This is a genomic window from Rhodococcoides fascians NBRC 12155 = LMG 3623 (genome assembly GCF_001894785.1).
Classification (GTDB): domain Bacteria; phylum Actinomycetota; class Actinomycetes; order Mycobacteriales; family Mycobacteriaceae; genus Rhodococcoides; species Rhodococcoides fascians.
Genome location: NZ_BCWW01000004.1, coordinates 181610 through 193936, shown reverse-complemented (window position 1 = coordinate 193936; position 12327 = coordinate 181610). Strand labels below are relative to the sequence as shown.

Sequence of the window (12327 nt, the reverse complement as noted above, 5' to 3'; positions counted from 1 at the left end):
GAGGTGAGTATCTATCGAAATCGTTGTGCGAGAGGGTTTCTCAGTGCCCCATGCCCATGCCGCCGTCGACGGGAATGACAGCACCGGACACGTACGACGAGTCCGGTCCCGCAAGGAAACTCACGACTGCTGCAACGTCCTCGGGCTGACCGAGACGCTGAAGTGGAATGTATTCCTTCGCCTTGCCGCGCAAGTCGTCCGACAACTCTGCGGTCATGTCGGTTTCGATGAATCCCGGTGAGACGACGTTCGCCGTGATGGACCGCGAACCCAACTCCCTCGTGATCGACCGGGCCATGCCGATGACTCCGGCCTTCGACGCCGCGTAATTGATCTGCCCCGGCCCGCCGGCCATCGCGACAACGGAACTGAGGAAGATCATCCGACCCCAGCGCGCGCGCAGCATGGCCCGGTTGGCGCGTTTGGCGACTCGGAAGGCTCCGGTCAGGTTCGCATCGATGACCCGCTGGAACTGCTCCTCGGTCATACGCATCAGCAGGGTGTCGTCGGTGATGCCCGCGTTGGCGACGAGTACCTCGACAGGTCCGTGCTTCTCCTCGACCTCCTTGAAGGCCGCGTCGACCGAATCGGAGTCGGTGACGTCGCAGACGACCCCGAGCAATCCGTCGGGAGCCCCGGATCCGCGGTGGGTGACGGCCACCTTGTGTCCGTCGTCACTGAGCCGTTGGGCGATGGCCAGACCGATACCCCGGTTACCTCCGGTGACGAGTACCGATCGCGCGATGAAGTCAGGTGTGGACATGCCTAGCAACCTATCTGTTCGTCCTGGAATGACAAAGCGAAACTTACTGGTGAGTAATAACAGCGATCACGGCAATCGTTGCCGCATCACCAACGCCGAACCGAGCCCGGCGGAGATGCACAGGACACCGAGGATCAACCAGGGTCGCGATGCGTCCCCGCGGGTGATCTCGAAACCGATCTGCTCCTCCAGGGTGTCGTAGACGTCTCGGAGGCCCTCGAGCGAGGAGGCCGTGAAGAAACTCCCTCCGGACAGAGTCGCGATCTCGCGCAACGACGGGTCGTCGACCGGAACGGGGACGCGCTCGACCCCGCCTCCACCTTCGTCTTCGATCTCGACCGACCCGTAGCTGGTGCCGAACGAGATCGTCGAGATCGGCACTCCCTTGTCCTTGGCTGCGCGCGCTGCGGTGTAGCCGCCCCGTGGATCGTCGAGGTTCTGGGGAACGGTTTGCTTACCGTCCGAGAGCAGCACGATGCGGGCCGGCGGTGCCGCGTCGCCACCCCCGAGGATCGCGCCGAGAGTATCGATCGACTGCAGCGAGGTGAAGATTGCTTCACCGGTGGCCGTCCGCTCGCTGAGCTGCAGTTTGTCGATTGCCGACTTGGTGGCGTCGCGGTTGGCCGTGGGTGAGACCAATACCGAGGCAGTGCCGGCGAACGCGACGAGACCGAGGTTGATGCCGGGCGTTAGGCCATCGGCGAACGACTTCGCTGCTTCTTGGGCCGCAGCCAGCCGAGTGGGTTCGACGTCCGTCGCTTCCATGGACAGCGACACATCGATGACGAGCATGACCGTCGCGCGGTTGCGTGGAACACGTTGATCGGCAGTGGGGCCGGCCAACGCGACGGTCAGGAACATCAGCCCGACCAGTACCAGTGCGGTCGGGAGATGACGCAGACGACTGGGCCGGTTCGGCGCGATCGACTCGAGCAACTCCATGTTGGAGAAACGCAGCACGTGCTTCTGCTTGCGGCGTTGAATCCAGACGTACCCCGCCGTCAAGGCGATGACGACGACCAGAAACGCGAGCCACCACGGCGCAGAGAAATCGGTGAGGCTCATCGCGAACCTGCCCTCGCGGTATTGGTGAAACCGGAGCCGATGGTGTGCCTGCGAGCAGTGACGAAGCGGACGACATCGGCGATCCAGTCACCGTCGGTGCGCAGAGTCAAACGCGGTGCCCCGCATCGGCGCAACGCTTTCTCCACGTCGTCGCGGTGTGCTGCGGCTGCTCGCGCGAAGTCGGCGCGGAGCCGGGGCGTCGCGGCGAACTCCCGAGTGCGGCCGGACTCCGGGTCGTGCAGAACCACGTCTCCCACATCCGGAAGTTCGAGGTCTCGCGGATCGAGTACCTCGACGGCCAGTACGTCGTGTCTGGCAGAGATCGCCCGCAGCGATCGCTCCCAGTCGATCGGGCCGAGGAAGTCGCTGATCACCACGGCCAGACCGCGACGGCGTTCGGGACGCCGCAGCGCCTCGACGGCATCGCGAAGATCTCCTCGGACGCCGTCCGCGGCGGACGGTGTCGTAGCGATCGTCCGCAGCATCGACTGGCTGTGCACCCGGCCCCCGCGCGCCGGGATTCGCGTCGTCGTCGCGCCGGTGGCCACGACAGCTCCGATGCGATTACCACCGCCGCCGGTCAGGTGGGTGATGGCGGCCGAGGCCGCGACCGCGAGATCGCGCTTCTCACACCCCGCGGTTCCGAAGTCGAGGCTGGCCGACAGATCGACGACAAGCCACGTTTCCAGTTCGCGATCGGCCACCGACTGCCGCACGTGTGGGTGTGTCGTCCGGGCAGTGACCGACCAGTCCATCTGCCGAACGTCGTCACCGGGCTGATACTCGCGCGCGTCCCCCGGTTCGGATCCCGGGCCGGGTATCAGGCCGAGGTGGTCGCCGTGCAGAACGCCGTCGAGACGCCTACGTACCGTTATCTCGAGCGTGCGCAGCGCAGCGGCCAGCTTCGGATCACGCAGTTCGCCGGACCGAAACGACGGCGGCCGTGAGACCGCACCTCGGCCGGCTCTGTCGGCTGCGCTCACTGACCCGGCGAACCGGTCGACGATGCATCACCCGACGGCTTGTGCAGCGACGGAGCGGGTTCGCCGGCCGGACCGCCCGGTGGGCGCTGCTCGGGTCCGGGCTGGGGTGCCGAGCCGGGCCCTTGCCCGGGGAACTGCGGCTGACCCGGGTACTGCCCCTGGGCCGGATGCGGTACCTGAGCCGGATACTGCGGCCCCGCTCCCGGAAACTGCGGTGTGCCCTGTTGGCCACCGAAGGGCTGACCGGGTGCGGTGCCGTTGTCCTGCGACATCGGAACCGCCTGCGGCGACACCTGCGGTAGTCCGACGGTCTGCAAAATGCGGGAGATCACGGTCTCGGGCGTCACTTCGTCGGCGAGGGCATCGTAGGAGAGCACCAGCCGATGCCGGAGCACGTCGGGAATCACCTCGAGCACGTCCTGAGGAACGACGTAGTCGCGGCCTCGCAGCAGGGCGAGGGCGCGGGACGCAGCGATGATGCCGAGGGTCGCACGCGGGGAGGCCCCGTATGCGATCCAGCTGCCGACATCGTCCAACCCGAACTGTTCGGGCGTGCGGGTGGCGGCGATGACCCGAACCACGTAGTCGACGAGCGCGTGGTGCACGAACACCGAACTGGCCAGGTTCTGCAGACGGACCAACTCGACAGGGTCGAGTATCTGCTTGGGCTCGGGGGCCTTGATCCCCATGCGGTAGACGATCTCGCGTTCTTCCTCCACCGTCGGGTAGTCGACGACGATCTTGAACAGGAAGCGGTCGCGCTGGGCTTCCGGGAGCGGGTACACGCCTTCGTTCTCGATGGGGTTCTGCGTCGCCATCACCAGGAAAGGATCGGGCATGGGGAACGTCCTGCCACCGATGGTCACGTGCCGCTCGGCCATGACTTCGAGCAGCGCCGACTGGACCTTCGCCGGTGCTCGGTTGATCTCGTCGGCAAGGACGAAGTTCGCGACGACCGGGCCGAGTTCGGTGTCGAACTCTTCGCGGCCCTGACGGTAGATGCGGGTTCCGACCAGGTCGGTGGGCACCAGGTCCGGGGTGAACTGGACGCGGGAGAACGAGCCACCGACCACGCGGGCGAACGTCTCCACTGCGAGGGTCTTCGCCACGCCGGGAACGCCTTCCAGCAGCACATGCCCACGGGCCAACAAGCCGACTAGAATGCGCTCGACCAGACGATCCTGACCGACGATCACCCTTTTGACCTCGTACACGGCCTTCTCGAGAAGCCGAACGTCCTCGGCGAGATCGGGACTGTCCACCCGCTCCGGCTCCCCACCCCGAGGATTCGGACTCGAAGACCCGATCTGTGTCGGCTCCTCGTCGTTCGAAATCCGGCCGTCACGTGATGTCACCAAGAATTCACCGCTTTCAGTCGATCATCGTCGGGCACGTTCCATACCGCCGAGATCAACTATTCCAGGTGATGCTCGCGCGCGCCGAAACCCACCCCTGACCCGCGCGCCGGAGTGGAGCCTGCGGAACGACGCAGAAGTACCGAACAGCGACCTCGGGAGCGACAGCGAGCTCAGGACACCATGCGCACGGCGTACGGCGTCATACCGCTGTATCTGACGTCGGAGACCTTGACCACCGATCCGGATTGCGGAGCCTCGAGCATCTTCCCGTCGCCGAGGTAGAGCGCGACGTGCTGACTGGCGTTCGGTCCGTAGAAGATCATGTCGCCACGCTTCATCTGCGACGACGGAACCTGCTTGCCTGCCGTGTACTGGTAGCCGGTGTAGTGGGGCAGAGAGATACCCAGACCTGCGAATGCGTAGATCATGAGGCCGGAGCAGTCGAAGCCGACCTTGTTGTAGTCGCCGTAACTGTCTGCGACTCCGCCGTCTCGGATTCCCTTGGTCGGCCCGTTCTCGTCGCCGCCGCCCCAGGAATACGGAACACCGAGCTGGCTCATCCCGCGGTCGATCGCCAATTCCACGGCAGCACTGCCCGTGACCGACGGTGTGGTCGAGGGCTTGGGCTTGCTGGGAGTGGGCTTGCTGGGTGTGGGCTGGGTCGGAGTCGTGGTTCCGCTCGAACTGTCGGAGTCGGTGGACGAACTCGAGTCGTCGTCGACATCGACGTGCGAGCGTTGGCCCTCGGCGATCGCAGCGGCTCGCTGTTGTGCGGCCAGGTTGGCCGAGACCCGGGCCGCCGCCTGAACCGCGGCCTCACGAGCGGCAGCTGCGGCTGCTGCTATTGCTGCGTCCTCTGCTGCCTTCTGCGCCTCCCAGTCGCTGTATGCGGCTCGTTGACCCTGGAGGCCGGCCACATTGCTTCGGGCTGCGTCGAGCTCGGTCTGAGCGGCGTCTCGCTGGGACTCGATAGCGGCTTTCTGATCGGCCTCGGCTTGCAACGCCGCCTGCGCTGCAGCGATGGCCTGCTCGGCCTCGGCCTTCTTGGATTCGGCTTCGGACGCTGCCGCGTCCGCCTGCTGCTTGGATTCGCGGGCGGCCGAGTCCCGGTTCGCCTGCTCGGTTCGGGCCCGCTGGAGGCTGTCGAGCACGGCATTCTGGCTGTTGGACAGCACCTTCAGGACCTGGGCGCGGTCGAGAACGTCGTCCGGTCCGCTCGAACCGAGGAACGACGCCATCGAGGCGACGCCCGAGCCCTGGGTGTAGCTCGATTTGGCGAATTCGTCGAACTTGCGCTGGGCTGCCTGAATCTGTGTGCCTGCATCGGCGAGCGCCTGCTGCGCTGCTCCTACGACTGCTGCGGCCACGTCGGCGGCGTCCCGTGCGTTCTGCAGGTCGACCAGTGCTTTGTTGACGCCTTCTCGCTTCACGGCGACCTCGTCGTCGAGCTGTGCGAGTTGTTGGTTGGCGGATGCGATCGCGTCGATCAGCTGTCCGACCTGCCCCAGGCGTGAGTCGACGGCGCTGCCGGCCGCGGCGATGTCGGTATCGGACGGGTTGGGCGGGGGCGGCGGTACCGCGGCGGCGACTCCGGGCATGGTCGCGGTCAGCGCGAGAACCAGACCGGCACCTGCCAGTACGAATCGGGTACGGACGAGCGCTCTGCGGCGCGTGCCGCGAACTGGACGTCGGCTCACAAATGTCTCCCTCGGGTCCGGCATTCACTCGGGTCCCGAGAGGACCGTCGTGCCGTCGAGGCGTTCCCCGTTCCCACCCCGATCGCAGGTGACGGTGAACATGTTCGCCGGGCGGGAAAGTGGCGCGCAGCGACACGACAGGTGCGAACCACGTCAGTCACACCCGAAGCAGTGGCCTCCCGAGTTCCCCACGGATGACACCTGCCTTCTGCGACACTCCTTCCCCAGCAGTGCCAATGGCACCGTACGACACTTCGCACACTAAAGAAACTCCAGTCACAAATGACACATTTGTAATTCCACCAGGCACAATGCCGTGAACTCGGTGTTTGCCCGAAACAATTTTTCGGACTTTTTCCGGACCGACGTCCGGTGGAGTAATCGCGCGTCGATGTCGGTCGGTCGAATGACGAATGTGCGCGCTACGTCAGCGCTCGACGGGCTGCGCTTCGTGCGGGTCGGCAGTGGCCGACCGCGCGCGGTATCGCCGGACCTTCACAGCGGCTGTCAACGCGGCCACCGCGGCGACGATCACCACCAACCCACCCGTCAGCAAGCCCCACGGAGTCTGGTCCTCGACGAGTGTGTCGACGAAGTTGTCGGCGGCGACGACGTGATTTCCGGTGTACGTGCGATCCTGACCGGCTTCGAGTGTCACTCGGCTGATCGAGTCGCTGAACGTTCCGACCTGCCCCGGGCTCAGCACCAACACCGTTCCGCCCTCGCGGGCACCGACCGCAGTGGCGAGGTCGCGTAGCTGCGAATCGTGGCGCGGTTCGTCGGGGACGATCACGATGCTCAGATCGATTCCGTGGTCCTCGGCTCGGTTCACGGCGGCAGTCAGTCCGTCCTGCTCTGCCGCAGGAGCACTGACTCCTGACTCGCGGACCGTGGCGACGATGCTGTCGACGTCCAGACCTGCCGGGATATCGGTGGCAAGTGGGGAAACAGCGTGGATCGGCTCAGTCATCTCTCGTCCAGTCGGTAGGAACCAGTCGCGTGGAACCCTACGTCACGGTGCCGTCGATTCTCGGGAGGCAGGTATGCCCGACGCGGCAACTGAGGCCGCCCTTCATTGCGTCGCACGAAGCACTACGTGAGGATTGTGACGTGGGTCGTTCTCGCGGTGTCCACCGCGAAACGGACCCGCACGTTTTCACAGGACAAGCGTACTGTTAGACTTCCATCGAGACACTGCCCGAGGGTCCGCAAGCAATCCGCACGCCGGATGCCATGCCGAGACACACGGTCAGCGCCTCGCTTCAACCGTCGACACAGCCCCGTCGGCGGTGTGCCTCATAGACGAGTGGAGCTGAAGTGACCGCAAGTAACAATTCATTCGGTGCAAAGGGCACCCTCGAAGTCGGAGAGAACTCGTACGAGATCTTTCGGCTGTCGGCCTTGCCCGGTGCCGAGAAACTGCCCTATGCACTGAAGGTCCTCGCGGAGAACCTCCTTCGCACCGAGGACGGTGCCAACATCACCGCCGACCATATTCGCTCGATCGCGTCGTGGGATCCCTCGGCCGACCCGAGTATCGAAATCCAGTTCACCCCTGCGCGAGTCATCATGCAGGACTTCACCGGCGTTCCGTGTGTCGTGGACCTCGCCACCATGCGTGAGGCCGTGACCACCCTCGGCGGCGACCCCAACAAGGTCAACCCCCTCTCCCCCGCCGACATGGTCATCGACCACTCGGTCATCCTCGACGTGTTCGGCCGCGCCGATGCACTCGAGCGCAACGTCGACCTCGAGTACGAGCGCAACGGCGAGCGTTACCAGTTCCTGCGTTGGGGCCAGGGCGCCTTCGACGACTTCAAGGTCGTCCCGCCCGGCATGGGCATCGTGCACCAGGTCAACATCGAGTACCTCGCACCGACCGTCATGACCCGCAAGGGTCAGGCGTACCCCGACACCTGCGTCGGAACCGACTCGCACACGACGATGGTCAACGGCCTCGGCGTGCTCGGCTGGGGCGTCGGCGGAATCGAAGCCGAAGCTGCCATGCTCGGCCAGCCCGTGTCGATGCTGATCCCGCGTGTAGTCGGCTTCAAGCTCTCGGGCGAGATCCAGCCGGGAGTCACGGCCACCGACGTCGTTCTGACCGCCACCGAGATGCTGCGCAAGCACGGCGTCGTCGGAAAGTTCGTCGAGTTCTACGGCGAAGGTGTGGCCGAGGTTCCCCTCGCCAACCGCGCCACCCTCGGCAACATGAGCCCCGAATTCGGCTCCACCGCAGCCATTTTCCCGATCGACGAAGAGACGATCAACTACCTGCGCCTCACCGGCCGCAGCGACGAGCAGCTCGCTCTCGTCGAGGCGTACGCCAAGGAACAGGGCATGTGGCACGACCCGAAGAACGAAGCCGTGTACTCCGAGTACATCGAGCTCGACCTCAACACGGTCGTCCCGTCCATCGCAGGCCCGAAGCGCCCGCAGGACCGAATCCTGTTGTCCGAGTCCAAGGTTGCGTTCCGCAAGGACATCCACAACTACGTGGAGGAGAACCACCCGGCGCACGAGGGTGACAGCAAGCTGGACGAGGCCCTCAACGAGTCGTTCCCGGCCAGCGATCCCGCGTCGCTGAGCTTCGCGGAAGACGATGCAGTCGATGTGCGGTCGGCCGCATACGGCTCCGAAGGTCGCCCGAGCAAGCCGGTTCGTGTCATCACCGACGAAGCAGGCGAGTTCGTTCTCGACCATGGCGCCGTCGTGGTGGCAGGTATCACCTCCTGCACCAACACCTCCAACCCGTCGGTCATGCTGGGCGCAGCACTGCTCGCTCGGAACGCCGTCGAAAAGGGCCTGTCCACCAAGCCGTGGGTCAAGACCAACATGGCACCCGGTTCGCAGGTCGTGACCGACTACTACGAGAAGGCCGGCCTGTGGCCGTACCTCGAGAAGCTCGGCTACTTCCTGGGCGGCTACGGCTGCACCACGTGCATCGGTAACACGGGCCCGTTGCTCGAGCCGATCTCGAAGGCGATCAACGACAACGATCTTTCGGTGACCGCCGTGCTGTCGGGCAACCGCAACTTCGAGGGTCGCATCTCCCCCGACGTCAAGATGAACTACCTGGCGTCGCCGCCGCTGGTCATCGCTTACGGCCTCGCGGGCACGATGGACTTCGACTTCGAGACCGACGCGCTCGGTAACGACCACGAGGGCAACCCGGTGTACCTCAAGGACATCTGGCCGTCGTCGCAGGAGATCGAGGACACGATCAAGTCCTCGATCAGCCGGGACATGTTCAGCAAGTCCTACGAGACGATCTTCGCCGGTGACAGCCGCTGGCAGAACCTGTCGACCCCCGAGGGCGACACGTTCGAGTGGGATCCCAACTCGACGTACGTGCGGAAGCCTCCGTACTTCGACGGTATGACGATGGACCCGGCTCCGGTCGAGGACATCAAGGGTGCCCGCGTGCTGGCCCTGCTCGGCGATTCGGTCACCACCGACCACATCAGCCCGGCAGGACCCATCAAGGCCGGTACGCCTGCCGCTCAGTACCTCGATTCGCACGGCGTGGAGCGCAAGGATTACAACTCGCTCGGATCGCGTCGTGGCAACCACGAGGTCATGATTCGCGGAACGTTCGCGAACATCCGTCTGAAGAACCAGCTGCTCGACGACGTCTCGGGTGGCTACACCCGCGACTTCACCCAGGACGGTGGCCCGCAATCGTTCATCTACGATGCGTCGCAGAACTACCAGAAGGCCGGCATCCCGCTGGTCGTGCTGGGCGGCAAGGAGTACGGCTCCGGAAGCTCCCGTGACTGGGCGGCCAAGGGCACCTCGCTCCTGGGCGTCAAGGCGGTCATCACCGAGTCGTTCGAGCGCATCCACCGCTCCAACCTCATCGGCATGGGCGTCGTTCCGCTGCAGTTCCCGGCAGGCGAGAGCGCCGCGTCGCTCAAGCTCGACGGCACCGAGACGTTCGACATCATCGGCGTCGAGAAGCTGAACGAGGGCACCACCCCGAAGACGATGGCGGTGACCGCGACCAAGGAAGACGGAACCAAGGTCGAGTTCGACGCCGTGGTCCGTATCGATACCCCCGGTGAAGCGGACTACTACCGCAACGGCGGAATCCTGCAGTACGTCCTGCGCAACATGATCAGAGGCTAGTCACACGGCGCTGTAGACAAACGCCACGCACAGCGATGGGCCCGGAACTCGATACGTGTTTCGGGCCCATCGCCGTATCGGTACGGGCCCCTTCATCGGAAAGTAGGAGTTTCACACGTGCCCAAGGTCAGTGAAGACCACCTGGCGGCCCGCCGCAGCGAAATTCTCGACGGTGCGCGTAAATGCTTCGGAGAGTTCGGCTACGAGGGTGCCACCGTGCGACGCCTCGAGGAGGCGACAGGCCTCTCCCGCGGAGCCATCTTCCACCACTTCAAGGACAAGGACGGTCTCTTCCTCGCGTTGGCGCAGGAGGACGCCCGGCGTATGGCCGAAGTCGCGGCGACGCAGGGTCTGGTTCAGGTGATGCGAGACATGCTGGCCCAGCCGGAGCAGTTCGAGTGGCTCGGAACGCGGCTCGAGATCACCCGACGACTACGAACCGACGCCGACTTCCGAACCAGCTGGGCCGAGCGTTCGGCCGAGCTGACCGACGCGACACTCGGCCGACTCGAACGCCAGAAAACGGCAGGAAAACTGCGGGACGACGTTCCCAACGACGTTCTGGCCGACTACCTGGACCTGGTTCTCGACGGTCTGGTCGCCAGAATCGCGTCGGGCAACGGCGGGTCGAACCTGTCGGCCATTCTGGATCTGGTCGAAGAATCGGTGCGCAGGCGCGACCCGGGTCAGGCCAGCTGAATCAGTTCCAGGTAGTCCTGCGACCAGTGGTCCTCGGTGCCGTCGGGAAGGAGGATGACTCGTTCTGGTGAGAGCGCCTCGGCGGCACCCGGATCGTGAGTCACCAGAACGACAGCACCCTTGTAACTGCGCAGTGCGTCGAGAACCTGCTCGCGTGAGATCGGATCGAGGTTGTTGGTCGGTTCGTCGAGCAGCAGCACGTTCGCAGCCGAAGACACCAGTCCGGCCAGCGCCAGACGCGTCTTCTCGCCGCCGGACAGCGTTCCTGCGGGCTGTTCGAGCTGGGGTCCGGTGAACATGAAGGCGCCGAGTAGCGATCTGAGCTCCTGCTCGCCGGTGTCGGGTGCCGCATGCCGGATGTTCTCCCACACCGACGCCATGTCGTCGAGGGTGTCGTGCTCCTGGGCGAAGTAACCCACGCGCATGCCGTGGCCGGGTTCGATCTCGCCGGTGTCGGCCTTCTCGGTTCCCGCGAGGATCCGAAGCAGCGTCGTCTTGCCCGCACCGTTGAGCCCGAGCACCACCACTCGACTTCCTCTGTCGATCGCCAGATCGACGCCGGCGAAGATCTCCAGCGACCCGTACATCTTGGTCAGGTTCTTGGCCATCAACGGAGTCTTGCCGCAGGGAGCAGGCTCAGGGAAGCGAATGTGCGCAACCTTGTCGGATACGCGCTCCGCATCGAGGTTGGCCATCAGCTTGTCTGCTCGTTTGGCCATGTTCTGTGCCGCAACGGCTTTGGTTGCCTTGGCACCCATCTTGGCGGCCTGGACGCGCAGCGCACCCGCCTTCTTCTCCGCGTTCGCGCGTTCGCGACGGCGCCGTTGCTCGTCCGTGGCGCGTGCGTCGAGGTACTTCTTCCAGTTCATGTTGTAGATGTCGGCCTCACCGCGCACTGCATCGAGGAACCACACCCTGTTCACGACATCACCGAGCAGTTCGACATCGTGACTGATCACGATGAGTCCGCCCTCGTGGTTCTGCAGGAAACTGCGCAACCAGGTGATGGAATCGGCGTCGAGGTGGTTGGTGGGCTCGTCGAGCAGCAATGTGGTGTTCGAGCGTCCGCCACTGCCGTCGGACGCGGCGAACAGAATGCGAGCGAGTTCGACGCGTCGACGTTGACCACCGGACAGGGTTCGCAGCGGTTGACCGAGAATGCGGTCGGCCAAGCCGAGGCTGTTGCAGATGCGAGCCGCTTCGCTTTCGGCTTCGTAGCCGCCGAGGGACGCGAACCGCTCTTCCAGCTCGCCGTACTTACGGACAGCTTTGTCGAGCAATGTCTCGTCGGCAACCTCGGCCATCAGAGCCTGCTGCTTCTCCATACTGTGCAGGAGGGTGTCCAGCCCGCGGGCCGACAGCACCCGGTCCTTGGCCAGCACGTCCAGGTCGCCCTCTTTGGGATCTTGCGGGAGGTAGCCGAGATCTCCGGTGCGTACGACCTCGCCGGCATACGGTTCGCCCTCGCCCGCCAGGATGCGCAGCGTGGTGGTTTTTCCGGCACCGTTGCGGCCGACCAGCCCGATGCGGTCACCTGCCTGCACGCGGAGCGCGGGCCCCTCGGTGGACAGAAGGGTCCGCACACCGGCACGAACTTCGAGGTCGGTGGCGGTGATCACGCGTGAGCTCCTAGC

Annotated in this window: 9 protein-coding genes; 2 read left to right on the top strand and 7 right to left on the bottom strand. The window is 65.0% G+C overall.

The genetic code is table 11. The features are described 5' to 3' along the window. Nucleotides 1-40 precede the first annotated feature (40 nt). From fabG1 to RFA01S_RS12150, 6 genes are all read right to left on the bottom strand, one after another. Nucleotides 41-763: a 3-oxoacyl-ACP reductase FabG1 gene (fabG1, locus tag RFA01S_RS12175; protein WP_032372451.1), complete on the bottom strand. Its 723-nt coding sequence runs from the start codon at nucleotides 761-763 to the stop codon at nucleotides 41-43. A gap of 66 nt (nucleotides 764-829) precedes the next feature. Next, nucleotides 830-1828 (bottom strand): VWA domain-containing protein, encoded by a 999-nt coding sequence (locus RFA01S_RS12170; protein WP_032372452.1) that lies wholly within the window; start codon nucleotides 1826-1828, stop codon nucleotides 830-832. Next, on the bottom strand, nucleotides 1825-2811 hold the full coding sequence (locus RFA01S_RS12165; RefSeq protein ID WP_032365771.1) for a DUF58 domain-containing protein: 987 nt from the start codon (nucleotides 2809-2811) through the stop codon (nucleotides 1825-1827). Before RFA01S_RS12165 ends, RFA01S_RS12170 begins: the two co-directional genes overlap by 4 nt. Next, nucleotides 2808-4118, bottom strand: coding sequence for an AAA family ATPase (locus RFA01S_RS12160; RefSeq protein ID WP_045841910.1), 1311 nt, complete (start codon nucleotides 4116-4118; stop codon nucleotides 2808-2810). The genes RFA01S_RS12165 and RFA01S_RS12160 overlap by 4 nt, the downstream gene beginning before the upstream one ends. A 221-nt stretch (nucleotides 4119-4339) precedes the next feature. Next, nucleotides 4340-5890 (bottom strand): NlpC/P60 family protein, encoded by a 1551-nt coding sequence (locus tag RFA01S_RS12155; RefSeq protein WP_371129002.1) that lies wholly within the window; start codon nucleotides 5888-5890, stop codon nucleotides 4340-4342. Between the two features lie 403 nt (nucleotides 5891-6293). Then, the gene (locus RFA01S_RS12150) at nucleotides 6294-6836 is read right to left on the bottom strand and encodes an Rv1476 family membrane protein (RefSeq protein WP_032372454.1); all 543 of its coding nucleotides are present in this window, start codon (nucleotides 6834-6836) and stop codon (nucleotides 6294-6296) included. Between the two features lie 347 nt (nucleotides 6837-7183). Here RFA01S_RS12150 and RFA01S_RS12145 point away from each other — a divergent pair, with 347 nt between their 5' ends. Both RFA01S_RS12145 and RFA01S_RS12140 read left to right on the top strand, forming a co-directional pair. Beyond that, on the top strand, nucleotides 7184-9994 hold the full coding sequence (locus RFA01S_RS12145) for an aconitate hydratase (RefSeq protein ID WP_027497032.1): 2811 nt from the start codon (nucleotides 7184-7186) through the stop codon (nucleotides 9992-9994). A 117-nt stretch (nucleotides 9995-10111) separates the two neighbouring features. Next, nucleotides 10112-10693, top strand: a complete 582-nt coding sequence (locus tag RFA01S_RS12140; RefSeq protein WP_027497031.1) for a TetR/AcrR family transcriptional regulator — start codon at nucleotides 10112-10114, stop codon at nucleotides 10691-10693. On the opposite strand, the gene RFA01S_RS12135 is transcribed toward RFA01S_RS12140, so the two are convergent. Beyond that, nucleotides 10681-12312, bottom strand: a complete 1632-nt coding sequence (locus tag RFA01S_RS12135; RefSeq protein WP_027497030.1) for an ABC-F family ATP-binding cassette domain-containing protein — start codon at nucleotides 12310-12312, stop codon at nucleotides 10681-10683. The two genes, RFA01S_RS12140 and RFA01S_RS12135, sit on opposite strands and share 13 nt — an antisense overlap. Between the last annotated feature and the right edge of the window lie 15 nt (nucleotides 12313-12327).

Excerpts from the sequence above, each read along its gene's own strand:
- fabG1 (WP_032372451.1), bottom strand. The coding sequence starts at position 763 with ATGTCCACACCTGACTTCATCGCGCGATCGGTACTCGTCACCGGAGGT.
- RFA01S_RS12170 (WP_032372452.1), bottom strand. The coding sequence starts at position 1,828 with ATGAGCCTCACCGATTTCTCTGCGCCGTGGTGGCTCGCGTTTCTGGTC.
- RFA01S_RS12155 (WP_371129002.1), bottom strand. The coding sequence starts at position 5,890 with ATGCCGGACCCGAGGGAGACATTTGTGAGCCGACGTCCAGTTCGCGGC.
- RFA01S_RS12150 (WP_032372454.1), bottom strand. The coding sequence starts at position 6,836 with ATGACTGAGCCGATCCACGCTGTTTCCCCACTTGCCACCGATATCCCG.